This window comes from Streptomyces sp. NPDC059255 (genome assembly GCF_042752355.1).
GTDB lineage: Bacteria > Actinomycetota > Actinomycetes > Streptomycetales > Streptomycetaceae > Streptomyces.
This window is the reverse complement of sequence record NZ_JBHYZP010000013.1, coordinates 163,432-188,492: the sequence shown is the minus strand read 5'-3', so window position 1 is coordinate 188,492 and position 25,061 is coordinate 163,432. Positions and strand designations below refer to the sequence as shown.

Sequence of the window (25,061 nt, the reverse complement as noted above, 5' to 3'; positions counted from 1 at the left end):
GCGCAGCCTCTCCCGGCCAGCAGACGGCGCACCTCACCGATTGCCCGGGTCATGGTGGAACGGTCCACTTCGTAAAGGAGAGCCAGGACCGCGTGTGGGAGGTCGTGACGCAGGTGGATGAGTGTGGCGACGAGCCGGTCCACGAACACCAACTGATGCCTGGCACCGGCTCCCGGTGCCCGCTTCCTCGCACCGCCCCGAGCTTGGTGTCGGCGGCCTTCAACTGCGACCACCCACGGCCGAGCCAACTCGGCAACCAGCGACGACAGATGACTCCTCGAGACACCTGTGAACAACGGGTGTGCCAGGACCGAACGATCCACCGTGCCTTCCACCAGCAGAGCATGCCCACCCGCTATCACGCACCAACTCGTAAGAGGCTGCGCGGATAGGGGCGGTTTCGGGGGCGTCGGCTTGGGCTGTTGTTGCAGCGGTGGGTGCTCCAGGCACGGCGGATGAGGCTGCGCACGGTACGCCTTCGAGTGGCCCTTGCTTGGAGGTGCTCGCTCCAAGTCGGCGCACGCTCATCGTCCGGTCGTGGCAATGGCCTGTCTGGACTCGGATGCTGCGATGAAGGCTTGTAGGAGAGGACGGTCGTCTCCTCGGCGGGTGGCCATCAAGATCCGGCTCACGGTAGGAGGCCCGTCGAGTTCGAGCCTGCGGGCGCCTGCGGGAAGCAGCGTCGTGACGCTGTAGGGGGCGATGCTGACGCCGAGGCCGGCCGCGACGAACATGATGATGGTGTGCCAGTTCGAGCACTCCTGCGCGACCTGGACGTCGATGCCGGCGTTCCGCAACGGCTGCGTGTTCAAGTCGAACGCGTGAGCTCCTGCTGAACGCGGGAACAGGATCAGCGGGTCAGCGGCCAGCACCCTTGCTTCCACGCGGTCACCCCTTGCGGCGGGGTGCTCTGTGGGGATGACGGCGACGAACCGTTCCGATGCCAGTAGAGAAAGTTCGATGGCGTCGCGCTCCTCGGCGTCCCGCACGATCCCGACGTCGGCCGTACCCCGCTCCAGGGCCGCCAGGACATCGGTGGTGAAACCGTCGTGAAGTTTGACCTGGACGTCCGGGCGGCGGCGGGAGAATGCACGGAGGTGTTCGCTGACGATCGCCGTGGCGGAGGTGATGAAGGCGACATCCAGACGGCCGGCCTCACCTCGGCCGACGCGCCCGGCCTCGTCGAGGTCGGCCGCCAGACGGCCCAGAAGGTTCCGGGCCCTTGGCTGGAACGCCGCTCCCGCCTCTGTGAGTCGAACACTTCGAGAGGTCCGCCGGAACAGCTCAACGCCGACGATCTTCTCAAGCTGCCTGATCTGCTGGGACAGGGCGGGCTGAGCGATGTGCAGCCGCTGGGCGGCGCGGCCGAAGTGCAGTTCCTCAGCCACAGCCAGAAAGTACCGCAGATGACGGAGCTCGATTCGCTGATCCATAGTTTGAGCTTATTGATAGAGGTCAAGGCGTGTATTGGACACATGGGTGAGTGAAGTCGGAGGCTACGGGAAGCCACACCGGAAAGGGAACCCTTCGCATGCCGCACACCTCTGCCCCGACCATGATCTCCTCGATCGGCTCACAGAGTGACGCAGACGCGTTCTACGCGCTGAACGAGGAGTGGATCTCGCGTCTGTTCACGCTGCAGGAAGAGGACCTGGCCGTTCTCGGAGATCCGTTCGGCCGCATCGTGGGCCCGGGCGGCGACGTACTCATGGCGCGCGAGCCGGGCAGCGGCACTGTAGTTGGGTGCGTCGCACTTCTGGCCTATCCGGACGCCGTGTTCGAGCTGGCGAAGATGGCCGTGGCTCCCGCCGCACAAGGACGCGGCATCGGCCGCCAACTCATAGCCGCAGCGATCGACCGCGCCCGGGCACTCGATGGGACCCGGTTGTTCCTCGGCACGAACAGCATGCTGGCCCCCGCCCTTCACCTCTACGAGGCCGCTGGGTTCGGCAGGATCACCCGCGACCGTCTCCCCGTGGCCGACTACTACGCCCGCGCCGACATCCTCATGGAACTGCAGTGACGGCGCTCTGTGATCACTGGGAAACCTGTGCCTGCGCTTCCCTCATGGCTGACCGAACCGCTTTGGGACCAATTCGCGACCCTGCTGCCGGTGCGGCCGGTCTACGATCCGGCCCACCCGCTGGGCTGCCACCGCCGCCGGGTCAGCGACCGGATCGTCTTCGACAAACTGCTGCAGGTGCTGCGTTTCGGCTGCTCCTACCAAGCCATCGCCGATTCCACCTGCTCAGCCACCACGATCCGAGGCCGTCGCGACGAGTGGATCCGGCTCGGCGCCTTCGCCCAGCTCAGGGAGATCGTCCTGAACGCCTATGACCGAATTGTCGGTCTCGTGCTGGAGCAGATCGCCATCGACGGGTCGATCGCAAAGGCCTCCGGAGGCGGGGAAGCCGCCGGACGTTCGCCCGTCGACCGAGGCAAACGGGGGATGAAACGCTCAGCCGTGACGGATGGTTACGGCATCCCCCTGGGCCGAGTCCTGGCCGGGGCCAACTGCCACGACTCCCCGTTGCTCGCTCCCACCCTGGACCTCCTGAACGACCTCGGCCCGCTGCCCGACGACATCACCGTGCACCTGGATGCCGGCTACGACTCGGCCAAAACACGTTCAGTCCTCGACGAACGCGGCCTCCGCGGCCAGATCGCCCACAAAGGCGAGAAGGCGCCGTTGCAGGCCACTCAGCGCTGGCAGGTCGAGCGCACCCACGCCTGGCAGAACGCCTTCCATCGGCTCGCCCGCTGCTACGAACGCCGTCTCCACGTCATCAACGCCTTCTTTGACCTCGCGGACGCCGTCATCACCGTACGTAGCCTCACCCGCCGCGCCTGGACCACTCACCGCTGGGACAACCGCCCAATCCGACGCCCCTGAAACTGCCCTATCCGTGCAGCCTCTTAATCAGCACCTGATCAGGAAGGACCAACAAGAGGATGGCGCGGAACCCGTCCGCCTTCTGCTCCGCGATCAGCACACCGGGCGGGCCCCGTCCGGGAGCAGAGCCGGCGATGCCTCAATCTGAGGCTTCACTGCCACACCGCCACATGCATGCAGACTCCTCGCAGTCCGCGCGCTGAGCAGCACCGAGCGGGCGCAACGGTGTGGACTTCGAGGCGTGACGACCAGCCGCCATTCCTCACGCCCCACGCGGTCTCGCCTGCGCGAACTCGTGGCCCGGCCGGGCAGGATGAACCGAGCAACGGACGGGTTCGTGCGCAGGACGGTCCGGGAATCCTCGAACCTGCGCTCTTCGGTGTGGGATCTCCTGTCTCGCCCCGAGTTCGGGGACGCACCCGTCCGTACAAGGAAAGGCGCGAGCTCCTGCTCGGCGTCCTCGCCGGATGAGGATGCGGGTCCGGAGGAGTTCGCAGGACGCACGGCCATACATGGCCCGCTTGAGTGTTTTCACCCTGTTTACGTGACCTTCGACAACGCCGGAACTCCAGGGGAGCGCGAGTATCCCGCGTGGCTGCGTGGAGGTCCTGCCGGCTGGAACGGTCCAGGCTGGCGTTGTGGCTGTGCGGGCACGGGGAGATGGCGCTCCCCTGTTTGCGGCTCAGGGCCAGCAGCAGCGCGCCGCACTGGCCAGGCCGAGGCAGCCGATGGTGATGAGCAGCAGTTGCCAGTCGAGCCGGGCCATCAGGACGATGCTGCCGACCACCATGAGGATGGAGGTGACGCCATTGCCTGAGCGATGACCAGGCAGGCGATCGAGGTGTCGGACACGATGCGGGCGGAGACGTCACCGTCCTCCAGGCGCGAGAAGCGCGGGATCTGACTGTGGGGCAGGCGGTTGCCCAGGATACGCCGGGCTTCGAAGACGATGTTCTCCCCGGCCCGGCCGATCGCGTAGGCATGTCCGGTGCTCAAGCCTGCGTCCGCGAGGAAGAACACCGCGATCCATGTGATGGGCCAGGCGAGCGGCTTGCCGGCCGGAGAACAGCAGGACCCGGTGGCGGCGGACCGTCTTCCTGACTTTCATGCCGACTTGGTGTAAGAAGCGACGAACACACCAGCCCCGGGAACGTAATCGGACCGCCGCCAGTCACTGTAATGGCCCTCGGGCCGCAACCCGGAGTCCTGGGCGTGCATGTCCACCTCGTCGGGCGTGAGCAGACGCGCGGTCTCGGTGCCGATGCGGTGCGTACCATCGGCCTCGAACCACAGGGTGGACACCTGCCAGAACTGATTCTCCCCCAGGAGCGTGGCGTGCATCTGCAGGCCGGTATCCGGCTCCGGGTAGGGCACGAATATCGTGGTGCGCGCCAGCCCCTGATGCAGGGCGATGACGCCGGGGCGGTTGTGCGTCTCGACCAGCAGCCTGCCACCGGGCCGCAGGTGCTCGGCCGCCCGGGCGATGACGTCCCGCTGTCCGTCGGGGTCGAGGATCAGTGAGAGCGTGGAGCAGACGCAGTAGACCAGGCCGTACTGCCGATCACCGCGGTAGGTCCGGATATCGCCGAGTTCTGTGGTCACCTCGCCCTCATCGGCTTTTTTCTCACAGGCCGCCAGCATCTCCCGCGAGGAGTCCACACCGATGACCGGGCCGACTCGGCGCGACAGCGGCAACGCGATCCGGCCGGTCCCGACACCGAACTCCAGCGTGCCCCAGGCCGGGTCCGGGTGAAACCCGGCGATGGCGTCAACGGTGACCTGTGTGGCGGCATCGTTCGGGAAGATACGGTCGTACCAGCCTTCGAACTGCCCGCCATAGCCGATGTCTGCGATCGTCATGAGTTCTCCGTTTCGGTGACTGCTTCGGGGAAGATGCGCACAGACGCGTCCACGCGGCTCACGCGGCAGGGACGGCGCCGGGCCGGGTTGTGGTGGCCAGTTCGCGACGGCGCCGGCCCAGCACGCAGTGGATCGCCGGATGGGTGGCGCCGAACGCGAGAACGAACCGGTTGAGCCCCTTGAACTCGCCGTCGTGAGCTGGACCTGCTCGGGGAATTGGCCGGGCTGCAACTGGTGGAACGCTTCGGTGGCTGCTGCGGGGAACCGTTTCACATCGAGCAGCTACCGGAATGTCTCCGTGTACAGAGTCAGCGCAGATCATGAAACGCCGAGGTGAGTACGCCACGGGGCTCATCGCCTTTATCGTAGCCAGTGGAGGTGGCCAGAAGGAACTGCGTCTTTACAGCCGACGGATGATGAGGATATCGATGAGTGACTAAGTTGAGCACCAGCAGATACGGCGTGGAAAGCTGCAGGTACTCGATCCTCTTTTCTTTCTGCAGGACGACGCCAAGATTCGATAACAGATCAAACAGTGCCTTCTCCTGGCGGCGCCCGGGATGCCAGACCATGTGCCGCAGTGCCCGTTCTTGAACGAACGGGTACTCCGCCCACGTAGTGACAGTTCCGTCCGAGAGCTTGTCACGGACCAGTAGATGATTATCAGAATTTCCCGGTCTGGGTGCGAAGAATGTCGAAATGGGAAGGAAGGAGTGAGTCGGATCTACCCGATTACAGATCCGCTCTGCCCAAGGTGACTGGAATTGACGGACCACGGTGAGTGAAAACCAAGCAGTGAGGAGCGCGTACAGGGCATACCTCGGAGTATCCCTGAAACCGGTGCCGGGAGAACTCATTTTGTCACTCCCATGAGGGAGGGCTGAGATGAGAGCGCCCAGTCGATGTGCGCTGCGACCCGTTCTGCGTTTGTAGGATGCATTACCAAACTGGAGTGGTCGCTGTCGTCGACGATCTCGTGCCGATGTACACTGGAAAGCTTTGTGAGATCATGTTGGAGTTCACCGTGGACCGGATCGCCTGCGACGGTTCCACTGGCTGTCAGTACAGCCACCGGAAGAGGTGCAAGGTCAGTCAATTTGCGAGCGTCATGCGCCCAGGACGTATGCACCTGGGTGAATTCTCGCCGGGCGGTCCGCCAAGCCTCCGGGGAGTGGAGACACTCAACGCTGGCCCGCGCTGCCGCCTCGGGTAGCGACGCGAACTCCCCCAAGCCGTTCCGCGCCTTCTCCGGCCATAGTAAAGACTTGAAGTACTGGCGGGCCAGCCGCTGCCTGGTCCATGGCATGCTCTCGCGCTGCCGGGCGGAACGATTGATCTGATCGGGATGAGAAGAATCGACGAGAACCATCCCGGCTACCAAGTCCAGGTTACGCATGGCAAAGGAACGGATCAGCAGACCGCCTGAAGAATGCCCAACCAAGATATAAGGTGGCTTCAGTCCAATCTTTTGGGTCAGCACGCGCAGTCGAGCCACGGATTTTTCGGCATCTAGACTGTTGGCTGGCCCGCTCCAGCCGTTTCCCGGTCGGTCGTAGGCCAGATAGGGGATGTCTGGCCGCAACTTTTCCATTACCCATGACCACTCAGTTACGGGACAAGCCATAGCACTCTCGAAGATGACTGAGGGAGTCCCGCCACCAGTGTTTGCGGTGCGGGCCATGACGTGGATTCGGTTGCCCCCGACCGTGACAAAGTCTCCGGGCGCGGAGCGTGCCAACCGCTTTCTGCGCCAGTTCCGCAAAAGCGTCACGCCTGCCCCCGTGCCGGCTACCGCAGCGGCGGTGAGCCCAGCCCCAGCCGCCACACGCCCCGGTCTGGCGACGGCTGCTCGAACCGTGGGCGCCAAGGATCGCCGTACCGAGGGTCCGATGCTGGATGAGAGGTGATCGACTGCAGGATATGTGCCGGCGAATGCCCAGATGAACCGATTGAGGCCCATGTAGCGGGCGTTGGCAAGATGAAATGCCAAGCCCATTCCTAGAATGCCGCGCGCGATGGGCTTGGGCGCCACCAGCGCCAACGGGAAGGCGGTCTCACCTATGATGGTCGTCCATGCCAGAGTCTTGGAGAGCCGAGGCCTGTCGCGTACGAAATGGTAAAATCTTTGATCGCCGTACGTGGTGGTACGGAAGATCGACGGAATGGCAGTGCCGTCACGCCATACCGGCGAAATAGCCTTGCTGACTCCGGCAGTGAAATATGACAGACAACTATGACAGGCGATGAATGCCGCAGCTGCCTCCCGGGCCCGCTGATCATGAGGGAAAAGCTTTTCCAGTACAGCCCCTGCATAATTTATAAACGCGAAATGGTCGGAACCGTCCAGCCCAAAGGGTGCGCGCGTTTGACTCGCCAGGTTTGTACCGCAAACCGCAGCGGCCATCACTCCGCGTTGGGTGCGACTGGATCCTGGCAGCATCAGTCCGGCAGCCGCCAGAGTTTTAGTCTGAATCAGACCTACAACCTGGGGATACTGCATGATCTTCGCAATATGCCGAGCTGGACCGTGGGTCAGCCGCGGCCGCATCAGACGGAGGACCGGCCAGCTGAAGATATCGTCATCCGCCAGGTTCGAAGCGGTAGCGATTTGCTCCAGACCGCCTATGACGGAACCCACCGACGTGATAATCTCTACCCGCCGAAACACCCTGTCGAGGGCGTCACCGCCATTAGTGACCGCTCGATGATTTTGCATTACATCTCCACAATGAAGTGAATCGAAGAAATCAGGCACCGGCGACACGGTTTCTGTGAATCATCCCGAAGGGTTCGCGTCAACACGCCATTGCGCTACGCATTAGCTCTTGGGGGGAATTCATGACTCCTGTCCGCACTAGCCACGTGAATGTCCGCCACCGACGGTCACGTCCCTCCTGAAGTTGCTCTCCTCTTAACTCTTGCAGCGAGGCAACGGCTCCCTCCGCCATGAAGGAGAACTGGACATCGCATCGTCGTCCCGACCAGGGCCGAGACGCGGGATCATCGTGGGTGATTGGACCCCAGATGATCCCGCGTCGAACGAATTTAAACGTCAGGAAACGCTGGCGAGCAAGGCGCTGAATGAGCTCCCTTCCGGGGCACTCTCGCTCGGCGCAAACGCTTCCGTGGTGAAACCACCTATTCCGTGGACCACTGCGAGGGTCGCTATTCCCCCCTCAACGGCAACAACCGTCAGGACAGCCGCAATGGTGCCGGCTACGGCGGCGGGGGTACCAAGAACCGGGGCACTCGGGCCGCTATTCCAAACCGAGTGCCCTTCAGTGTCGGCCGCGCAGTCATTTGCCCACGCGGCCACCTGAGTTACGGAAGTCATAATTCCTCCTCGAAGTTTTTGCTCCTATTTTCAAATTAGGACTCTCTCGACTGCGATCGCATCGGCAACTCTTGCCTAAAGGGCGTTACCGAAAGTCGTGACCGGGCAGGTCGGAGCGGGTGTCCGGGGCTGTGCGGTCATGCGGCAAGGCGAAGTTGTGCATGCAGGCGATGACTTTGACGGCGCGGTGGAGGCCGTCGCGTGCCCTCGACGCGGGCGCGGACCTCGCGATGCTGCGCGTTGTCCTCTTCTTCACCCTTGAGCAGAGGCCGTCCGAGGCGTTTGCGGTGCGGGACGATCAGGCCGGTGTTGATGTAGGCGCAGTCTCCGAGGACGGTCACGCCCTCGCAGTGCGCGGCCAGGCCGGAGTTCCGCCACTGACCCTCTTCCAAGCTGTTGGTGCCGACCGCAGGAACGGAACGCTCGGCCTCGCCGGTGCCGGTGAAGGCCCGGACGGCGTCCACACTCACGTAGGCGGCGAGGGCGAAGAAGGAGACGGCGATGATCCGCAGTGTGGTCCTCTCCCTGGCCTCGCGGACGGCGTGGTCGCGGGCGGAGAACTGCCAGGCGACCGCCGTGGCGGAGGACACCTCGATCACGGAGTCGAGACCGAAGCCGACCAGGGCGGTCGACGAGGCGATCGTGCCGGCGGTGATCGCGACGACGGCCTCGACGACGTTGTAGGCGATCGTGGCGGCGACCAGCAGCCGTATACGACGGGTGAGGACGTCGCGGCGGGCCGGGGCCGGGCTACGGAGGTCCCGGCGGTCATCGGCAGCAGCCCTTCTCGTCCGCCTCCGCACAGGTCTTGTCGGCCTCGACGGCGACCATGGCGGTGCGCAGGTCGTCCAGCGCGCGGCCGAGACGTGCGTCGGCGAGTTCGTAGCGGGTGCGCCGGCCGACCGGTACCGCGAAGACCAGGCCGCAGTCGCGCAGGCAGGCCAGGTGGTTCGACAGCCGGGTACGGGAGATCTCCAGGGCGTCCGCGAGGTCGGCGGGGTGGGCCGGGGCCTCGCGCAGGGCGAGAAGGATCCGGCAGCGGATCGGATCGGCGAGGGCGCGGCCGAACCGCGCCAGCACCTCGATGTCAGCAGCGAGGGTCAACATTCCACCAGCAGTACATGGGATCCTGAATTCATAAAGACGTGAACTTGCCCTTCGCGGGCGGACTCGCGTCCCGGACGCCGTGTGAGCCCCCTGTATCCTGCTGCGCATGCCGCCTGCCCCTTCCCCGCAGCCGGATCGTGGTGCACTTCCCGCCCAGTCGGGACTCCTGACCGAACGCCTCGCGCGTCAGCTGGAGCATGACATCCGGTCCGGAGAGATCGCCGTCGGCACGAAACTGCCTTCCGAACGTGAACTCGCCGCGCGGTTCGGCTCCAGCCGCAACGTGGTCCGTGAGGTGCTGCGCCGGCTGGAGGCCCAGCATCTGATCGAGGTCGCGCCGGGCCGCGGGTCGTTCGTCCGGGAGCAGACGCCCGGCCAGGCCCGCAGCTACGACGCCCTGTACCGCGCCGGCCGGCCCACGGTCCGGCAGCTCATCGAGGCACGGGTGCCGCTCGAGGTCGAGACCGTCCGGCTGGCGACGGAACGCGCGAGCGCGGCGGACATGTCCGCGATGCGGGCGGCCAGGGACGCCGTGGAGACGGCCACCGATGTCGTCGCCAAGGCCCAGGCGGACGTCGACTTCCACGACGCGATTGCGGCGGCGAGCGGCAACCCCGTCCTGCGGATCATGCTGTCCTCGATCAGCGGGATGATGTTCGAGATGATGCTCCGCTCGAACTCCGATCCGTCGATCGGCGAGGCCGGCGTACCGCACCATCCCGAGATCTTCGAAGCGATCGAGGCCCGCGATGTGGAGCTGGCCTGCGAGCGGATGCGGGCCCACCTGACCCTCGGGTTGCGCACCTACGGCGCCGATCTCGATGTCAGTGTGCACGCGATGGCCCGGCAGCACATCGAATCGCTGCTCGGCCAGGCCGGCCACCCGGGTTAGGGTCCGCCGGGGAGCGGGCCCGCACGGCGCTCGGCTACGGGCGGACGATCGGCCGCGCGGCCCCCTCGCGGGCCACCGCTCCGGCACGTTCCGTGGTGCGCCGCGGGACGCAGCGTCATACCGGCACGCAAGGGCTGTTCAGTGTGCGCCGCCTCTTGCTACGGTCCCTGTCACTGCCACAACTGGTCCTACCAGTTGGACCAGTTGAATAGGGCAGATAGGGACGCAACACACCAGAAAGACGAGGACGATGAGGTCCACGAGCAGCCAGTTCCTCAGCCGGCGCTCCTTCGGCAAGGCCGCCGCCGGCTTCGCGGCCGCGGCGGGCATGGGGTCGCTCGGCGCCTGTTCGAGCAGGGGCGGCACCGCCCCGGCGGACGCGCCGCTGAGGATCATGGCGATCAACCACGTCTGGTCGCAGGCGATCAGGCGCCGTCTCAAGGAATTCGAGAGCCGGGCCGGGCGCAGGGTCTCCATGACCCTGCTCACCGCCGACCAGCTCTCCAACAGCTACAACGTCAAGCTCAACGCCTCCGGAACCGACGTGGACGTCATGATGATCCGGGCGCTCCAGGACCAGTCGCTCTTCGGGCTCAACGGCTGGCTCACCGATCTCACCGGCCTGGTGAAGGGCGAAAAGGCGTACGACTGGGCGGACTTCCAGGACGCCCCCCGCGAGGTGTCGGTCACCGCGGGCAAGGTCCTCAGCGTCCCCGTGGTGACCGAGCGCCCGACGCTCTACTACCGCAAGGACCTGGTGGAAGGGCTGGGCGGGCCGCCCCGGACCCTCGACGATCTGAGGGAGATGTCGCTCGAACTCGCCGACCGGGGCCGGAACTTCTTCGGCTACGTCGGGAGGGGGCAGCGCAACGGCGCCGTCAGCCAGTGGTCGAGCTTCCTCTACTCCTTCGGCGGAGACTTCGTCGTCGACGGAGCGTCGGGCATCGGGTCGCCGGAGGCGGTGGCCGCGTACACCTACTACGGCGCCCTGCTGGAGCGGACCGGACCGCCCGGGGCCACCAACATGAGCCTGGAACAGGCCATGCCGGTCTTCGCGCAGGGCAAGGCTGCCTTCTACGTGGACGCCGACGCCATCTACAGCAATTTCCTCGACCCGAAGATCTCCACCGTGGGAGAGACCGTGGGGTTCGCCCCGTTCCCGGCCGGTCCGGCCGGGGCCCGGCCGCACAACATCCCCTCCTGGAGCCTGGGCATCAACCGCTTCTCCCTTCTGCGCGACGAGGCGTGGGAGTTCGTCCGGTGGGCCTCCGGCCCGGAGATGGTGGCGGAACTGCAGGCGGCCGGCATCCCCGGCGCCCGCCGGTCGGCGTGGTCGGACCCGAGGACGCTCGCCGCGTTCCCGCCCGAACTCGCCGCGACCATGCGGACCAACGCGGAGCGGGGCATCGGGCACGACCGGCCCCAGGTCCTCCAGGTCGGCCGCTCACGCGACATCGTCGGACGCCCGCTGGTGGCCGGAATTCTCGGCAAGAGGGTGGCACCGGTCGCCCGCGACGCCGACGCCGAGTTCAACGACTTCCTGGTCCGCGACAACCGCCACCGGGAGTCCTGATGCGTACGACCGAGACCACCATGCCGACGCCGGACGGGACGCCCGGCACCGCCCCCGGCACACGGCGGCTGCCCGCGCGGCCCTCCCGACCGCGCCCGCCGCGCACCTTCGAGCAGGCCAACCGGCGCCTCAAGTGGGCGATGCTCGCACCCGCGCTCGCCTTCGTCGGCCTGATGATCGTCTTTCCGCTGGCCTTCACACTCAACCTCAGCCTCACCGACGCCTTCGGCGCGGTGAACTCCGGCAACAACTACGTGGGCTTCCAGAACTTCTCCGACGCCCTCGGCGACTCCCGCCGCTTCTGGCCCGCGGTGCAGCGCACGGTGATCTTCACCGTGGGCGCGGTTCTGCTGGAGACCGTGCTGGGCCTGGCCCTCGCGATGCTCATGCGCAGGCCGTTCCGCGCCATGCGCTGGGTGCGTACGGTCCTGATCATCCCGCTGCTCACCACGCCGGTCGCGATCGGCATCCTGTGGCTGCTCATCCTCGACCCGAGCAACGGCATCGCCAACCATCTGCTCACCGCCGCCGGACTGCCGCCGCAGGAGTTCCTCGGCTCGGTGAGCCAGTCCCTGCCCACACTGATGCTCATCGACGTGTGGCAGTGGACGCCGATGATGACGCTGCTCCTGCTCGCCGGGCTGACCACCCTCCCCGAGGAGCCGGAGGAGGCGTCCCTGGTCGACGGGGCCAACAGCTGGCAGCGGTTCCGGCACGTCATCCTGCCGATGCTCGGCCCGACGCTCGCCACCGCCCTGGTCCTGCGCGCCGTGGACGCGCTCAAGACCTTCGACGTCCTCTACGCGACGAAGGGAGCGGGCGGAGGTTCCGACTTCGAGGCGGAGACCCTCAACGTCTACGCCTACGGCCTCACCTTCGACTACCAGGAGTACGGGCTGGCGTCGGCGGTCCTCGCCCTGTTCACCATCTTCATCATCGGCGTCGTGGTCCTGCTCCGCCGCCGTACCGGAAGGAAGACCGCATGAGCCCCACCGCCGCCTCCTCCGTACGGAACACCGGTGCCCCTGCTCCCGGCCGGCGCCCGCGGCGTTACGGTTCCTGGCTGCGGGGCACCGCCATCGCCGCCGTGACACTCGTCTTCGCGCTGCCGGTCGTCTGGATGTTCGCCGCCGCCTTCAAGACGAACGTCCAGGTGACCGACCCGACCGTCGGTCTGTGGTTCTCCCCCACCCTCGACAACTTCCGCAACGTCCTGGACACCGGACAGATCCTGCGGCCGATGGGCAATTCGCTGCTCGTCGGGGTGGTGTCGACCGTGCTCTCCGCGCTCATCGCCGTGCCGGCCGCCTGGGCCGTGGGCCGGTTCCGGATGCGCCGCACCGGATCGCTCATCCTGGTGGCGCGCATCGTTCCGGCGGTCTCCCTGCTGGTCCCCTGGTACTACCTGTTCGCGCGGGCCGGCCTGGTGGGCTCCTACACCGTGCTGATCCTCAGCCATATGTTCGTCTCGGTCCCGCTCATCCTCTGGATCATGATCAGTTTCTTCGAGGGCCTGCCGGTCGAACTCGAAGAGGCGGCGCGCACCGACGGGCTGTCGGCGTTCGGCGCGTTCTGGCGCATCACGCTGCCACTGGCCGCGCCGGGCACCGCCACAGCCTCCCTGCTGGCCTTCGTCTTCAGCTGGAACAACTTCATGTTCGCGCTGATCTTCGCCGACGAACGCACACAGACCGTGCCCGTGGCGCTGTTCAACTTCATCTCCTACGCGAGCACCGACTGGGGCGGTCTGATGGCCGCCGCCGGCCTCATCACGGTGCCGGTCGTCCTCGCCGCGGTCCTCGGACAGAAATACCTGGTGGCGGGGTTGACGTCAGGCGCCTCGAAGGGCTGACCCCTCCCCCTCCCTTCCCTCTTGCCTCTCCCCCGTCCTGTCCACCGTTCACCGTCCGCATCACACAGCTCAGGAAGAACGCATTCATGAAGATCGTCGACGCGAAGGTCGTCGTCACCAGCCCCGGCCGTAATTTCGTCACGCTGAGGATCACGACCGACGAGGGACTCACCGGCCTCGGGGACGCCACCCTCAACGGGCGGGAACTGGCCGTCGCCGCCTATCTGCGGGACCATGTGGCACCCCTGCTCATCGGCATCGACCCGCACCGCGTCGAGGACACCTGGCAGTCGCTGTACCGCGGCGCCTACTGGCGGCGCGGGCCCGTGACGATGGCCGCGATCGCCGCCGTCGACGTCGCGCTGTGGGACATCAAGGCGAAGGCCGCCGGCCTCCCGCTGTACCAACTGCTCGGCGGCGCGAGCCGGGAGCGCGTGGGAACGTACGGCCACGCCGACGGGCGGGACGTTCCCGAGCTGTTCGACTCGATCCGTGCCCGCCTGTCCGAGGGGTATCCCGCGATCCGGGTGCAGACGGGCATACCGGGGCTGAAGACGGTGTACGGGGTGCACAGCAGCCCCGACCGCGCCGAGGCCGCACCCCACCAGCAGGCCCGTCCCGTGGTCGAGGACTGGGACACCGCGGCGTACCTGCGCCACATGCCCACGGTGTTCGAGGCGGTACGGAACGAGTTCGGGCCCGAGCTGCCCCTGCTCCACGACGCGCACCACCGCCTCACCCCCGCGCAGGCGGCCCAGCTCGGCAAGGACCTGGAGCCCTACCGCCTCTTCTGGCTGGAGGACTGCACCCCGGCCGAGAACCAGGAAGCCCTCCGGCTGGTCCGCCGCCACACCACCACACCCCTCGCGATCGGCGAGGTCTTCAACACCGTGTACGACTACCAGACGCTCATCGGCGAGCAGCTCATCGACTACGTACGTTCGGCCGTCACCCACTTCGGCGGTGTCTCCCCGCTGCGAAAGCTCTTCGACTTCGCCGCGCAGTACCAGATCAAGAGCGCCATCCACGGCCCCGAGGACATCTCGCCGGTCGGCATGGCCGCGGCCGTCCATCTCGACCTGGCGGTGCACAACTTCGGGATCCAGGAGTACGCGGGGCACACACCGCTGACCCACGAGGTGTTCCCGCACGCCTACACCTTCACCGACGGACACCTCCACCCGGGCGAAGCCCCGGGAATCGGGGTGGAACTGGACGAGGAACTGGCTGCCGCGCACCCGTACGAGGCCGCGTACCTGCCGGTCAACCGGCTCCAGGACGGCTCCGTCCACGACTGGTGAACCCACCGCCGGCTCCGCCCGCCGCTTCCGCACCGGCCCGATCCCCGACGAGGACGCCGACGCCCGGACGATTGCTGCGGTGCCGACGGGAGCGCGGACAGCGCCACGGGGCCGCCCTCGCGGCCCCGTGGCGGGCATCCGGGGGAAATTACCGCCGACACGTGAGTACGTGTACTCACGCCGGGCCTCGCTCCGTCCCGCAGGATGGGCGCACCGACCCACACAGAGGGAGCCCACCATGCGTACCACCAGCCGATTCCGTACCTCACCGCCCGTGCGCGTCCGGCGCCCGATGCGGACGGTCACGGGACTCGTCCTGGCCTGCGCGGCCGTCGCGGCGCTGAGCGGCTGCGCGATCGAGGACGCGATCTGCTCCGACGGCGAGTACCCGGTGATGACGGTGGGCAGCACCGGCCGCGCCTGCACGCCCGAGGGCGAGGACCCCCCGAAGGGCTACGTCCGCTACCCGGAGGGCAAGGTCCCGGAGAAGGTCGGCGACAAGTGGGACATCTACTGGGAGACCCACGCCGTGGACGAGAAGGGCGAGATCATCACGGTTCCCGCCGCCGGATGACGGTCTCTCACCCGATCGCCGACGGGTGCCGGGCGAGCGGGGTCACGGTGCACTCCAGGTAGGGGAAGAGCGGCAGGCTCCACAGGAGTTCGTGGAGCCGGTCGTTGTCCGCGACGTCGAAGACGCTGAGGTTGGCGTACCGGCCGGCGCGGCGCCACAGGTGCAGCCACTCACCCGATCGCTGGAGCCCTCGCGCGTACTCCTTCTCGGCGGCCAGCAGCGACGCCCGGACGTCCGGGGCGAGACCGGGCGGCAGGTGAACGGTCATTTCCACGGCGAAGAGCACGGGGGCGTCCTCTCAGGAGGCGGGGTCGAGGACGAAGTCGTACGTGACCTGGTGGCCGCCGTCGCCCGCCGGCCGCGGGTCCACGACGAGTTCGGGCTTGACGGCCGAGGCGACGTCGTCGCCGACATACTCGCCGCCCTGGAAGTAGAGCTGGGTCATGAGGGGTTCGTGACCGGGCGCGGAGACCTTCAGGTGCAGATGGGCGGGGCGCCAGGGGTGCCACCCCGCGGCGGCGATCAGGCTCCCGCAGGAACCGTCGGTGGGTATTTGGTACGGGGCGGGCTGGACGGTGGTCACACCGAAACGGCCCTCCGCGTCGGCGACGACGGTGCCGCGCAGGTTCCACTCCGGGATGCCGGGCGCGAACTGCGCGTACAGTCCGTCGTCGTCGGCCTGCCACATCTCCAGCACGGCGCCGGCCAGGGGCTTGCCGGAGACACCGGTGACCTGCCCCTGGAAGAGCAGGGGCGTGCCGGACTCGTCGTCGCGCATCGGCAGGACGGTGACGGCGGGCAGGACGGGGGCGCCCGGTACGTAGTACGGGCCCTCGATGGTGCCCTTGCTGCCCCGCCGTCCGGCGGTGGCGACCTCCTCGACCACATGCTCGACCCACACGTCCAGGAAGAGCGGCCACTCGCCGTCCTGTCCGACGGAGATCAGCCAGGACTTGAGGGCGTTGTACTCGTCGTACGTCACCCGGTGACGCCGGATGACGTCATGGACGGCGGTGATCACCTCGGTGGCCAGGGTGTTGACGCGCTCGCTGTCGGCGGTGCGGGCGGGAGCACCGGTCTTGTCGCTGAGGAAGCGCTCCGTGGCGGAGGCGCCGGAGGCGGCTGCCGTGGCCTTGAGCGTGGTGTCGGACATGGTGATGGGCTCCTTTGCCGGTCAGGATGTCGGTGTGTGGTGTCGGTGTGTGGTGTCGATGCGGTGTGGTCAGCGGTCCTGGCGGTAGCGGTCCAGCTTCCCGGGGTCGATCGCCACGCCCAGTCCGGGCAGGTCCCGGACGGCGAGGGTGCCGTCGGTGAGGGCGACCGGCTCGGTGAGCAGGTCGTCGCTCATGTCCAGGAAGTTGGAGAGTTCCCCGGCGCGCCGGGCGGAGGAGGCGTGTGCGGCCCCGAAGGCGACCGTGCACACCGTGCCGAGCTGGCCGTCGATCTGGTTGCCCATCACCACCTCGGCGCCCATCCCCTCGCACTGGAAGAGAATGCGCTGGGAGTGGGTGAACCCGGTGCGGGCGGTCTTGACGCTGATCGCCGTGGCCGAACCGTCCAGCAGGGAGCGGGTCACCTCGCCCGGGGTGGTGGCGGACTCGTCCGCGACGAACGGCACCGGGCAGTCGCGGACGAGCCGGCGCCGGCCCAGGACATCGTCGGCGGGGCAGAGTTCCTCGGCGAGTGTGATGCCGATCCCGTCCAGCTCGCGCAGGGCCGCGGCCGACTCGGAGGCGGTCCAGCCACGGTTGCCGTCTACGTACAACTCGGCCTCGTCGCCCAGTGCTTCGCGCAGGGCCCGGCACACGTCGAGGTCGAGCCGGAGCGGGCGGCGGCCGACCTTCACCTTGAAGGTGGTGATGCCGTACGTGTCCCGCATCCGCTCGGCCTCGGCGGCCATCCGCTCCGGGGCGTCGAAGCCGAGCATGTGCGCCACCCGCATCCGGTCGCTCCAGCCGCCGAGGAGACGGGTCACGGAGAGTCCGAGCGCCTGCCCGGCGATGTCCCACAGGGCCATGTCGACGGCCGACTTGGCGGCGGGGTTGCCGACGGTGCGGTGCAGCCGGGCATGGATCCGCTCGCGGTCGAACACGTCCATGCCGGTGAGCTGGGGGGCGAAGAGCGTTCCGATCACACCGATCACGGAGTGCTGTGTCTCGCCGTAGGTGAAGGGGCGGGGCGGCGCGTCGGCCACCCCGACCAGGCCCTCGTCGGTGTGGACCCGGACGAGCACATGCTCGGCGGTGTGCACCTCGCCGCTCGCGAAGCGCAGGGGCTTGGTGTACGGGATCGCGTACGGGACCGTCTCGATCGCGGTCACTTTCACCGGGCTCCTCCGGCGGTTCCGGCGATCAGCTGCTCGGTGCGCCGGGCGATGCCGAGCAGCCTGCCCACCCGCCCGGGGTGCCCCACGAGCTGGAGTCCGAGCGGCATGCCGTCCGGATCGCGGTGGCCCGGAACCGTGACGACGGGCAGCCCGAGGAGCTGCCAGCAGCGGCTGAGCACCGGGGTGCCGGTGGCGCCCACCCCGTACGGCGCGGGGCCCGGTGCGGCGGGGCCGAGGATCACGTCCGTACGCTCCAGCAGGGCGAGGATCCGGGTACGTGCCGCACGCGCGGTCTCCAGCGCCGCCCGGTACTCGGCCCCGGAGGACCGGGCCCCGCGGTCGAGGAGTTCCCGCAGCGGAGTGCTGAGCGCCTCGGGGTGCCGGGCCTCGGCGGCGAGGGAACGCGCGGCCTCGTGGGCCATGACCGTGGCGTGGACGTCGGTGAGTTCGGCGACCGGAACCCGGTCGCCGAGGTCGGCGCGGCGCGCTCCCGCCGCGCCCAGTGCGCGGGCGGTGCGGTGCAGGGCGTCGAGCATCGGCGGTTCGATGTCGGCCAGTTCGGTGCCGGACCACACCAGCACCTCGATGTCGTCCGGGACCTCCTCGGCGGTGGTGGCGTCGACGGCGGCGACGGCGGCCGCCAGCTCCGTGACCGTGGCGGTGAGCAGCCCCGGCGCGTCGAGGCTCGGGCTGAGCCCGGCGATGCCCCGCGTGGACCAGGCTCCGACGGGGGCGACGTACCCGGCGACACCGCAGAAGGAGGCGGGCCGGGTCAGTGAGCCCGCCGTCTGGGAACCGAGCGCGAGGGGCACCACGCCCGCCGCCACGGCCGCCGCCGAGCCGCTGGAGGAGCCGCCCGGGGTGTGCGCCGGACGGTGCGGATTGCGGGTCGGTCCCGGCTGGAAGTACGCGAACTCGGTGGTGACCGTCTTGCCCAGGGGTACGGCGCCCGCCCGGCGCAGCCGCTCCACCAGCCAGGCGTCGGCCGCGGCGATCCGGCCGCGACGCAGGGGCGAGCCGCACTCCGTGGGCAGTCCCGCGACGTCGATGATGTCCTTCACCCCGAACGGGACGCCGTGGAGCGGCCCGTCCGGGGCCCGCCGGGCCGCCGCGCGGGCGCCGTCCGCGTCCACCCGTACCCAGGCGTGGATCTTCCCCTCCGTCCGTTCCAGACGCGCCAGGGCGTCCTCCACGGACCGGGACGCGGTTGCGGTTGCGGATGCGGATGCGGGTGCGGGTGCGGGTGCGGAGGGGAACGGGGGCACAGACAGAGATGCGGATGCGGATGCGGGTACCGACACATCAACCTGCTTTCGGCGGGGGTAGGGGGCGGGGAAACCGGACGGTGCGCTCGCCGGGCGGAGTCCGCCGTCAGCAGGCCACCGGTGGCGGTGTCGCGTCCAGGCTGTGGAAGTCCCGGTTGAAGTAGACGAGGCTCCGGCCACCCGAGCGCGTGCGGATCCGCTCGACCTCCACGAAGAGCACACTGTGCGAGCCCATGGGCTTGGTGTCCGTGATCCGGCCGACCGCGGTGACCAGGGCGTCCTTCAGCACCGGCACATCGTGGGTGCGGTCCCAGACGTCCCAGGTGAAGCGCTCCGCCATGGACACCTTCGTGGCGCCCGCGAAGTGCAGGGCCAGCGCCCGCTGGTCGCCGCCGAGGACATTGACGCACACCCGTCCGTTGGCGTTGAAGACGTCGTGCATGGCGCTCCTGCGGTTGACGCAGACCAGCACGGTCGGCGGGTCGTCGGTGACGGAGCACACCGCGCTGACGGTGATGCCGCAACGGCCGTTCGGGCCGTCCGTCGTCAGGATGTTGACGGCCGCGGGGAGATGGGCCATCGCCTCCCGGAATTCGGTCTGACTGGCGTTCACGGCCGGGCCGCTCCTCTCGTGTTGCTGCATGGTGGTGTGTCCTCGGGCCTGCGTGTGTCCTCGGGCCCGCCCCCGAGCGCTCACCACACCTCGACCACCAGCCGCGGTGTCCTCGACCGGGAGACACAGGCGGCGATCCGGTCGCCGGCCGCCTTCTCCTTGGCGGTCAGGCAGTGGTCGCGGTGGTCGGGTTCGCCCGCGAGGACCCGCAGGACGCAGGTCCCGCAGATGCCCTCCCGGCAGGAGGTGTCCAGCGGTACGCCGTTCGCCTCCAGCACCTCGGCGATGCTCCTGCCGGGCGGTACGGGGTAGACCTCGCCGGTGTCCAGCTCGACCTCGAACCCCTCGGCGGGTGCGGTGTCCGTCGCGTCTCCCGCCTGGAACAGCTCGGAGTGGATCTGCTCCTCGGGCACACTGCGGGCCGCGAGGCCGGTGACGTACTCCATGAAGCCCCGCGGGCCGCAGGTGTAGACGTGCGCGTCGGACCGCAGCTCCGCCAGCTCCCGCTCCAGCACACGGGCGTTCGCCTCGCGTCCCAGCCCGAGGCGGAAGACCACCCGGTCGGCGAAGGGTGACTCCTCCAGGACCTCCGCGAAGGCCGCCTCGGCCCGGCTCCCGGCCACGTAGTACAGCCGGAACTCCGCGCCCGCACGGTGGAGTTCGTACGCCATCGCCAGCAGCGGCGTGATGCCGATGCCGGCGGCCACCAGGCGGTGCTCGCCCGCGTCCGGGGCGAGGCCGAAGAGCGATCGGGGCGCGCCCACGGTCAGTTCCGTGCCGCGCGGCGCCTTGTCGTGCAGGGCCTGGGAGCCGCCGCGCGAGTCCGGTTCGCGTTTCACCGCGATGGTGTACGCGCCGGTGTCGTCCGGCGGCCCGCACAGCGAGTACGGGCGGGTGATTCCGGTGGGCCCGGTCACATCGATGTGGGCGCCCGCCGGGTAGCGGGCGAGGGCGGTGCCGTCGGGGCGGGCGAGCCTGAGGACCTTGACCGCGTCCGTCTCGTCGACGGCGTCGGTGACGGTGACAGTGAACATCCGTCTGCCTTCACGTTCGGGAGGGATGGGGCTGACGGCGCCGTCAGCGCATGTACAGGCCGCCGTTGGCGTCCCAGCACGCCCCGGTGACCGCGTCCGCGTGCTCCGAGGCGAGCAGCACGGCCATGTCGGCGATGAAGCGGGGGCGGCCGAGCCGGCCCGCCGGAATCGATGCCTCGATCCTGGCGAGTTGTTCGGGAGGAACCATCTCGCGGACCACCGGCAGGTCCTGGGGGCCCGGGGAGATCGCATTGACGGTGACCCCGTGCGGGCCGAGTTCACGGGCGAAGACCTTGGTGAGGGTCGCCACGCCGCCCTTGGCCGCCGCGTAGTGCGCGCCGGTCGCGGTGCCGCCGTTCTGGCCGGCGAGGGAGGCGATGTTGACGATGCGTCCGTATCCGCGCTCGGCGAAGTAGGCGCCGAGGACCTGGCAGCCGAAGAAGGTGCCGTCGAGGTTGGTGGAGACCACGGTCCTGAAGCTGTCGGGGGTGATGTCCATCAGCGGCTCGGCCTTGGCGACGCCGGCGTTGTTGACCAGGACGTGGAGGGCGTCCCAGTGTGCGACGATCCGGTCTCGGACCCGTACGAAGGCGTCCTTGTCGCGGACGTCCAGACCGAGGCCGATCGCGTTCCGCCCGGCCGGGTCGAGCTCCGCGGCCGCCTCGACGGCTCCGTCCTCGTCCAGGTCGGTCAGCGCCACGCGGTAGCCGCGGTCGTACAGCCGGCCCGCGATACAGGCGCCGAGGCCGCGGGCGGCGCCCGTCACGAGGGCGATGCGGTGGGTGTCGTCCTCCCAGCCCTCGCCGGTTCCGTGCGGGCTCACAGCAGGAACCCCGATGCCGTCACCGTGTCCTCGGAGTTGACCAGCCGCACGATCTTCCGGGCGATCCGGGGAGCGCCCGGACCACCAGGACCGCCCGCGCCGTCAGGCCTGTCCGTGCCGTCCGGACCGGCCGTGCCGTCTGCGGCATACGTGATCCGGTGGGTGACGTCGGCGGCGAGCACAAAGGTCTCCTCGCGCTTGTAGCCGACCAGGATCTGCGCCGAGCAGAGCTCGATCGCGTGCTCCTCGCGTGCCGTGACGACGAAGCGGGAGACCGACCGGACCGTACGGGCCGCGGCGGCGGCCGAGATGGAGAAGCCGCCGGTGAGCCGTTCGACGCGCATGCGGCGCATCCGCTCGTCGTCGTAGACCAGGTTGAGGCGGCCGGCGAAGTCCGTCGTGTCACGGTCGATGGGGACGATGTACTCGCCGCCCGGGGCCCACAGAAGGTCCCACTCCGCGTACCGCCGGGCGTCCAGCAGATGGGCCTCGCGCCAGATCAGCGATACGGCGGCGAGGGCGCGCGGATCGTCCAGCGGGAGTTCGGCCGCCGGCACCGCGGTGATGAGGGCGTCAGTCGTCATGGGTCATCGTCCTCTTCCACATCGCGTACGCCTCGCGCATTCCGGTCTCGTCGGTCGCGTGGGACGTGGGCTGTCCCAGGTCGTCGGGTTTCTCCCGGCCGAGCCCCCGGTTGACGAGGATCGGCATCTCCGCGCCGCCGGTCACACCGCGCTGGACGCGGTTCCACGCCTCGGCGTCGTCGGGGCTGCCGAAGCCGAACGGTCCCTGGAAATGCTCGTGGATACGGAGCCGTTCGCGGTTGACGATGTCGGGGGCGCCGTCCAGGCCGAGGGCCACGTGGCGGACCTCGGTCTCGGCCACCGAGATCGGCCGCAGCACGCGGAAGAACGACATCGACATGGCGACGTTCGGGAACAGGTTGAGGTTGAACCCGGCGCCGTGCAGGGAGCGGACGATCCGCCGGACCTTCTCCGGGGGCATGTCCTTCGACAGTTCCTCGACGACATGGCGGAAGCGGTCCTGGAGCTTCTCCGTCCCGTCGTCGACGTCGAGGTCGACGTGGGCGGCGACGGAGACGGACACGCTGTGGCCGTTGCCGAGGGCATGGGTGACCGCGGTCTCGTCGGTCATGATGGAGAGCATGCTCGCGGTCTCGGCGTCCACCGACGACATCCAGGAGCGGTGCACGATCGGGAAGTGGTACCAGTCGGTGGTGTTCTCCAGCTGGATCTTCCAGTTGCCGTCGAACCGGAACTTGTGCTCGCCCTGCACCTTGACCGGGTAGCCGGCGCCCTGCTTCATGAAACGGTCGATCCACAGCCGGGCCCCGCCGAGGAAATCCTCCAGCGGCTCGATGTCGTGGTCGAAGCTGGCGAAGACCATGCCCCCGTAGGTGCCGACCCGCAGCCTCTGCAGCGGCATGTCCTTCTTCTCGGCGACGTCCTCGTACCCCTCGGGGTACGGGATGCCGCGGAGGGTGCCGTCCAGCGCGTACGACCAGGCGTGGTACGGGCAGGTGAAGCCGTTGCCGTTGCCCTTGGGGGTCTCGCAGACGCTGGCGCCGCGGTGGCGGCAGCGGTTGAGCAGGACGTTGATGCCGCCGCGCCGGTCGCGGCTGACGATGACGGGGCGGCGGCCCACCCAGGCGGTCCTGAAGTCGCCCGCCTCGGCGATCTCGCTCTCGTGCGCCACCCACACCCAGGTGCGGTGGAAGATCCGGTCCATCTCCCGTTCGAAGAGCCCGGGGTCGGTGTAGAGGGTGCCGGAGACCCGGTCGTGGCCGACGAGGGAGGCGATGTCGGGAGTCCGCGGGGACGCGGTCATCGGGTGGCCTCCGGATCGGGCAGCGGGCGGCCGGCGCGCGCCTCGATCTTCATGTAGCGCCACAGGCCGTACTCGCCGACCTGGACGGTGCGGAAGAGGTTGCACACCGCGGCGACGGTCGGCTGGTCGACGACGTCGGCCAGGACGTACGAGGTCCAGGGCCAGGAGCCGGAGGGGCCGACCATGTGCTGGTCGTCGTCGATCGTGCCGAGGACGCGTACGCCGGGCATCCCGTGGAGCCGGCCGAGCATGGTCATGAAGCCGTCCCAGACCGCCTTGCCCTGGCCGGTGGGCAGATCGAAGAAGTTCTGGTTGACGCCGATGCAGAACAGCACCCGCAGAGGTGCGGTGCCGGACTCGGGCTCGGGCATGGAGGGGTCCTGCCTTTCAGGGATGGCGGGATGGCGGTCGTGCGGAGGGGCGGCGGCGGTCAGAGGTAGCCGGGGAAGGGCGGGACACCGGTGAGGACCGCGCCGGCGCCGTCGTACATGCCCTCCTGGAGGAAGGCGTGCTGCGGGACGACCGAGGCGTCGCGCAGGAAGCGCTGCATGGGGCTGCCGTCCGCGATGGCGGCGATGCCGCTGAGCTGGTACGCGCTCCGTACGGCCGCGAAGGAGGTCTCCGCGAGGTGGGTGGCGGCGAGCCGCAGCAGGCTGGCCTGGCCGGCGCTCGCGGGGTCCCCCGCGGTCACCGTCTCCCAGACCTCCTCGGTCGCCTCGTAGAAGAAGGCGCGCGCGGACCGGAGCCGCGCCTCCGCCCGGCCGACGGCGATACGGTACGTCGCGCGCTCGGCCGGCCTGGGCGCGCCGGTGAAGCCGGACCGGCCGCCCTGCGCGACGGCGTGGTCGAGGGCCGCGCGGGCCACTCCGAGTCCGACCACCGCGAGGACCTGCGCGGCGTACGGGACCGTCGGGTAGCGGTACAGGGGCTCGTCGACGGTGGGTTCGCCGCCGCGGACGAACGTCCACTCCTCGGGGACGACGACACCGTCGGCCACCAGGTCGTGGCTGCCGGTGCCGCGCATGCCGATGACGTCCCAGTTCTCGGCGATCTCCACCTGCCCGGGCCGCAGTACGGCGGTCAGCGGACGGCCCGCCCGGTCCTCGCCGGCCTTGACACCGACGCCGAACACGTCGGCTCCCTTGCACCCGCTGGCGAACTTCCACCGGCCGGAGACCCGGTAGCCGCCCTCGACACGCTCGGCGGGCCGCACCGGGAACAGGCCGCCCGCGAAAACGACATCCGGTCCGTCGGCGTACAACTCGGCCTGGGTCTCCACGGGAAGCGCGGCCAGATAGACATGGGACGAGCCGAAGCTCGCGACCCAGCCGGCCGAGCCGTCGACGACCGATATCCGCTCGATGAGGCGGAGGAATTCGGCGGGCGGCAGCGGAGTGCCGCCGAATCGCGTGGGGACGCTCGACCGGTAGATTCCCGCACGCTTGAATTCAGCGATCACATCGCGCGGAACATGCCGCTTCTCCTCGAATTCGGCCCGCCGTTCGGCCACGACGTCCAGGACCCGTTCGACGGCAGAGGAGGTGTCGCGGGAGGTGTCGAAGGAGGTGCCCGGGGAGGTCGCGACGGGGGTCTCCGGGGCGATCTCCGGGGAATGGGCGGCATCGTGCGGGGGATGGGAATCCAGCGTCCGCGTCATGAGAGTTTCTCCTCGCATTGCCGGGCGGCGGTTTTCTCGACCGCCCTGCCTTTACGCTAGGCGCGGCAACCGGCCGTCCACCATCGGGACTTGACCGCACTGTGTAGGG

The 25,061-nt window shown here is 68.7% G+C and carries 26 protein-coding genes and 1 pseudogene; 8 read left to right on the top strand and 19 right to left on the bottom strand.

Annotated features, from left to right (window positions below):
- On the bottom strand, nt 1–335 hold a 335-nt coding region (locus ACFXKG_RS17905), incomplete at its 3' end, for a transposase family protein (RefSeq protein WP_384839290.1).
- Between the two features lie 189 nt (nt 336–524).
- Complete coding sequence (locus ACFXKG_RS17900; RefSeq protein ID WP_384839287.1) at nt 525–1,433, bottom strand: LysR family transcriptional regulator; 909 nt, start codon at nt 1,431–1,433, stop codon at nt 525–527.
- 98 nt (nt 1,434–1,531) lie between these two features.
- Between ACFXKG_RS17900 and ACFXKG_RS17895 the strand changes: the two genes are divergently transcribed.
- Both ACFXKG_RS17895 and ACFXKG_RS17890 read left to right on the top strand, forming a co-directional pair.
- Nucleotides 1,532–2,023 carry a GNAT family N-acetyltransferase gene (locus tag ACFXKG_RS17895; RefSeq protein ID WP_384839284.1) on the top strand — a complete coding sequence of 164 codons (492 nt, stop codon included), beginning with the start codon at nt 1,532–1,534 and terminating at the stop codon, nt 2,021–2,023.
- Between the two features lie 27 nt (nt 2,024–2,050).
- Nucleotides 2,051–2,893 carry an IS5 family transposase gene (locus ACFXKG_RS17890; RefSeq protein ID WP_384839280.1) on the top strand — a complete coding sequence of 281 codons (843 nt, stop codon included), beginning with the start codon at nt 2,051–2,053 and terminating at the stop codon, nt 2,891–2,893.
- A 765-nt stretch (nt 2,894–3,658) separates the two neighbouring features.
- Here the strand turns inward: ACFXKG_RS17890 and ACFXKG_RS17885 are convergent.
- The 6 genes and pseudogenes from ACFXKG_RS17885 to ACFXKG_RS17860 all read right to left on the bottom strand — a co-directional run bounded on the left by ACFXKG_RS17885 (nt 3,659) and on the right by ACFXKG_RS17860 (nt 9,194).
- A complete protein-coding gene (locus ACFXKG_RS17885; RefSeq protein ID WP_384839277.1) occupies nt 3,659–3,913 on the bottom strand; it encodes a hypothetical protein in 255 nt (84 codons plus the stop codon).
- 84 nt (nt 3,914–3,997) lie between these two features.
- Complete coding sequence (locus ACFXKG_RS17880) at nt 3,998–4,753, bottom strand: class I SAM-dependent methyltransferase (protein ID WP_384839273.1); 756 nt, start codon at nt 4,751–4,753, stop codon at nt 3,998–4,000.
- 308 nt (nt 4,754–5,061) lie between these two features.
- Nucleotides 5,062–5,325, bottom strand: coding sequence for a hypothetical protein (locus ACFXKG_RS17875; protein ID WP_384839269.1), 264 nt, complete (start codon nt 5,323–5,325; stop codon nt 5,062–5,064).
- A gap of 281 nt (nt 5,326–5,606) precedes the next feature.
- A complete protein-coding gene (locus ACFXKG_RS17870) occupies nt 5,607–7,508 on the bottom strand; it encodes an alpha/beta fold hydrolase (protein WP_384839266.1) in 1,902 nt (633 codons plus the stop codon).
- A gap of 664 nt (nt 7,509–8,172) precedes the next feature.
- A pseudogene (locus tag ACFXKG_RS17865) lies at nt 8,173–8,890 on the bottom strand (hypothetical protein).
- Nucleotides 8,856–9,194, bottom strand: a complete 339-nt coding sequence (locus ACFXKG_RS17860) for an ArsR/SmtB family transcription factor (RefSeq protein ID WP_384839263.1) — start codon at nt 9,192–9,194, stop codon at nt 8,856–8,858. The pseudogene ACFXKG_RS17865 and the gene ACFXKG_RS17860 overlap by 35 nt, the downstream one beginning before the upstream one ends.
- Before the next feature lie 106 nt (nt 9,195–9,300).
- On the opposite strand from ACFXKG_RS17860, the gene ACFXKG_RS17855 reads away from it, so the two are divergent.
- From ACFXKG_RS17855 to ACFXKG_RS17830, 6 genes are all read left to right on the top strand, one after another.
- A complete protein-coding gene (locus ACFXKG_RS17855) occupies nt 9,301–10,086 on the top strand; it encodes a FadR/GntR family transcriptional regulator (protein WP_384839261.1) in 786 nt (261 codons plus the stop codon).
- Between the two features lie 250 nt (nt 10,087–10,336).
- Entirely contained in the window at nt 10,337–11,659 is a 1,323-nt protein-coding gene (locus ACFXKG_RS17850; RefSeq protein ID WP_384839258.1) for an ABC transporter substrate-binding protein, read from the top strand.
- Complete coding sequence (locus tag ACFXKG_RS17845) at nt 11,659–12,645, top strand: carbohydrate ABC transporter permease (protein WP_384839255.1); 987 nt, start codon at nt 11,659–11,661, stop codon at nt 12,643–12,645. Before ACFXKG_RS17850 ends, ACFXKG_RS17845 begins: the two co-directional genes overlap by 1 nt.
- Nucleotides 12,642–13,511: a carbohydrate ABC transporter permease gene (locus ACFXKG_RS17840; protein WP_384839252.1), complete on the top strand. Its 870-nt coding sequence runs from the start codon at nt 12,642–12,644 to the stop codon at nt 13,509–13,511. The genes ACFXKG_RS17845 and ACFXKG_RS17840 overlap by 4 nt, the downstream gene beginning before the upstream one ends.
- 86 nt (nt 13,512–13,597) lie before the next feature.
- Nucleotides 13,598–14,812 carry a D-mannonate dehydratase ManD gene (manD, locus tag ACFXKG_RS17835; protein ID WP_384839249.1) on the top strand — a complete coding sequence of 405 codons (1,215 nt, stop codon included), beginning with the start codon at nt 13,598–13,600 and terminating at the stop codon, nt 14,810–14,812.
- Between the two features lie 238 nt (nt 14,813–15,050).
- Nucleotides 15,051–15,386: an SCO0607 family lipoprotein gene (locus ACFXKG_RS17830; protein WP_384839246.1), complete on the top strand. Its 336-nt coding sequence runs from the start codon at nt 15,051–15,053 to the stop codon at nt 15,384–15,386.
- Nucleotides 15,387–15,393: 7 nt separating this feature from the next.
- On the opposite strand, the gene ACFXKG_RS17825 is transcribed toward ACFXKG_RS17830, so the two are convergent.
- From ACFXKG_RS17825 to ACFXKG_RS17775, 11 genes are all read right to left on the bottom strand, one after another.
- Nucleotides 15,394–15,672 (bottom strand): muconolactone Delta-isomerase, encoded by a 279-nt coding sequence (locus ACFXKG_RS17825; RefSeq protein WP_384839243.1) that lies wholly within the window; start codon nt 15,670–15,672, stop codon nt 15,394–15,396.
- Nucleotides 15,673–15,684: 12 nt separating this feature from the next.
- Nucleotides 15,685–16,539 (bottom strand): catechol 1,2-dioxygenase, encoded by an 855-nt coding sequence (gene catA, locus ACFXKG_RS17820; RefSeq protein ID WP_384839240.1) that lies wholly within the window; start codon nt 16,537–16,539, stop codon nt 15,685–15,687.
- Between the two features lie 69 nt (nt 16,540–16,608).
- Nucleotides 16,609–17,712, bottom strand: a complete 1,104-nt coding sequence (locus ACFXKG_RS17815; RefSeq protein ID WP_384839237.1) for a mandelate racemase/muconate lactonizing enzyme family protein — start codon at nt 17,710–17,712, stop codon at nt 16,609–16,611.
- Nucleotides 17,709–18,905, bottom strand: coding sequence for an amidase (locus ACFXKG_RS17810; RefSeq protein WP_384839234.1), 1,197 nt, complete (start codon nt 18,903–18,905; stop codon nt 17,709–17,711). The genes ACFXKG_RS17815 and ACFXKG_RS17810 overlap by 4 nt, the downstream gene beginning before the upstream one ends.
- Nucleotides 18,906–19,083: 178 nt before the next feature.
- Nucleotides 19,084–19,590, bottom strand: a complete 507-nt coding sequence (locus tag ACFXKG_RS17805; protein ID WP_384839231.1) for a flavin reductase — start codon at nt 19,588–19,590, stop codon at nt 19,084–19,086.
- A gap of 80 nt (nt 19,591–19,670) precedes the next feature.
- Nucleotides 19,671–20,624: a PDR/VanB family oxidoreductase gene (locus tag ACFXKG_RS17800; RefSeq protein WP_384839228.1), complete on the bottom strand. Its 954-nt coding sequence runs from the start codon at nt 20,622–20,624 to the stop codon at nt 19,671–19,673.
- A 43-nt stretch (nt 20,625–20,667) separates the two neighbouring features.
- Nucleotides 20,668–21,447, bottom strand: a complete 780-nt coding sequence (locus ACFXKG_RS17795; protein WP_384839225.1) for an SDR family NAD(P)-dependent oxidoreductase — start codon at nt 21,445–21,447, stop codon at nt 20,668–20,670.
- Entirely contained in the window at nt 21,444–22,031 is a 588-nt protein-coding gene (locus ACFXKG_RS17790) for an aromatic-ring-hydroxylating dioxygenase subunit beta (RefSeq protein ID WP_384839222.1), read from the bottom strand. Before ACFXKG_RS17790 ends, ACFXKG_RS17795 begins: the two co-directional genes overlap by 4 nt.
- Nucleotides 22,021–23,295, bottom strand: coding sequence for a Rieske 2Fe-2S domain-containing protein (locus ACFXKG_RS17785; protein ID WP_384839219.1), 1,275 nt, complete (start codon nt 23,293–23,295; stop codon nt 22,021–22,023). The genes ACFXKG_RS17790 and ACFXKG_RS17785 overlap by 11 nt, the downstream gene beginning before the upstream one ends.
- On the bottom strand, nt 23,292–23,666 hold the full coding sequence (locus ACFXKG_RS17780; RefSeq protein ID WP_384839216.1) for a hypothetical protein: 375 nt from the start codon (nt 23,664–23,666) through the stop codon (nt 23,292–23,294). Before ACFXKG_RS17780 ends, ACFXKG_RS17785 begins: the two co-directional genes overlap by 4 nt.
- A gap of 59 nt (nt 23,667–23,725) precedes the next feature.
- A complete protein-coding gene (locus ACFXKG_RS17775; RefSeq protein WP_384839213.1) occupies nt 23,726–24,952 on the bottom strand; it encodes an acyl-CoA dehydrogenase family protein in 1,227 nt (408 codons plus the stop codon).
- Nucleotides 24,953–25,061 lie beyond the last annotated feature (109 nt).

Excerpts from the sequence above, each read along its gene's own strand:
- ACFXKG_RS17900 (WP_384839287.1), bottom strand. The coding sequence starts at position 1,433 with ATGGATCAGCGAATCGAGCTCCGTCATCTGCGGTACTTTCTGGCTGTG.
- ACFXKG_RS17895 (WP_384839284.1), top strand. The coding sequence starts at position 1,532 with ATGCCGCACACCTCTGCCCCGACCATGATCTCCTCGATCGGCTCACAG.
- ACFXKG_RS17880 (WP_384839273.1), bottom strand. The coding sequence starts at position 4,753 with ATGACGATCGCAGACATCGGCTATGGCGGGCAGTTCGAAGGCTGGTAC.
- ACFXKG_RS17875 (WP_384839269.1), bottom strand. The coding sequence starts at position 5,325 with ATGGTCTGGCATCCCGGGCGCCGCCAGGAGAAGGCACTGTTTGATCTG.
- ACFXKG_RS17860 (WP_384839263.1), bottom strand. The coding sequence starts at position 9,194 with ATGTTGACCCTCGCTGCTGACATCGAGGTGCTGGCGCGGTTCGGCCGC.
- ACFXKG_RS17855 (WP_384839261.1), top strand. The coding sequence starts at position 9,301 with ATGCCGCCTGCCCCTTCCCCGCAGCCGGATCGTGGTGCACTTCCCGCC.
- ACFXKG_RS17850 (WP_384839258.1), top strand. The coding sequence starts at position 10,337 with ATGAGGTCCACGAGCAGCCAGTTCCTCAGCCGGCGCTCCTTCGGCAAG.
- ACFXKG_RS17845 (WP_384839255.1), top strand. The coding sequence starts at position 11,659 with ATGCGTACGACCGAGACCACCATGCCGACGCCGGACGGGACGCCCGGC.
- ACFXKG_RS17840 (WP_384839252.1), top strand. The coding sequence starts at position 12,642 with ATGAGCCCCACCGCCGCCTCCTCCGTACGGAACACCGGTGCCCCTGCT.
- manD (WP_384839249.1), top strand. The coding sequence starts at position 13,598 with ATGAAGATCGTCGACGCGAAGGTCGTCGTCACCAGCCCCGGCCGTAAT.
- ACFXKG_RS17830 (WP_384839246.1), top strand. The coding sequence starts at position 15,051 with ATGCGTACCACCAGCCGATTCCGTACCTCACCGCCCGTGCGCGTCCGG.
- catA (WP_384839240.1), bottom strand. The coding sequence starts at position 16,539 with ATGTCCGACACCACGCTCAAGGCCACGGCAGCCGCCTCCGGCGCCTCC.
- ACFXKG_RS17800 (WP_384839228.1), bottom strand. The coding sequence starts at position 20,624 with ATGTTCACTGTCACCGTCACCGACGCCGTCGACGAGACGGACGCGGTC.
- ACFXKG_RS17790 (WP_384839222.1), bottom strand. The coding sequence starts at position 22,031 with ATGACGACTGACGCCCTCATCACCGCGGTGCCGGCGGCCGAACTCCCG.
- ACFXKG_RS17785 (WP_384839219.1), bottom strand. The coding sequence starts at position 23,295 with ATGACCGCGTCCCCGCGGACTCCCGACATCGCCTCCCTCGTCGGCCAC.
- ACFXKG_RS17780 (WP_384839216.1), bottom strand. The coding sequence starts at position 23,666 with ATGCCCGAGCCCGAGTCCGGCACCGCACCTCTGCGGGTGCTGTTCTGC.
- ACFXKG_RS17775 (WP_384839213.1), bottom strand. The coding sequence starts at position 24,952 with ATGACGCGGACGCTGGATTCCCATCCCCCGCACGATGCCGCCCATTCC.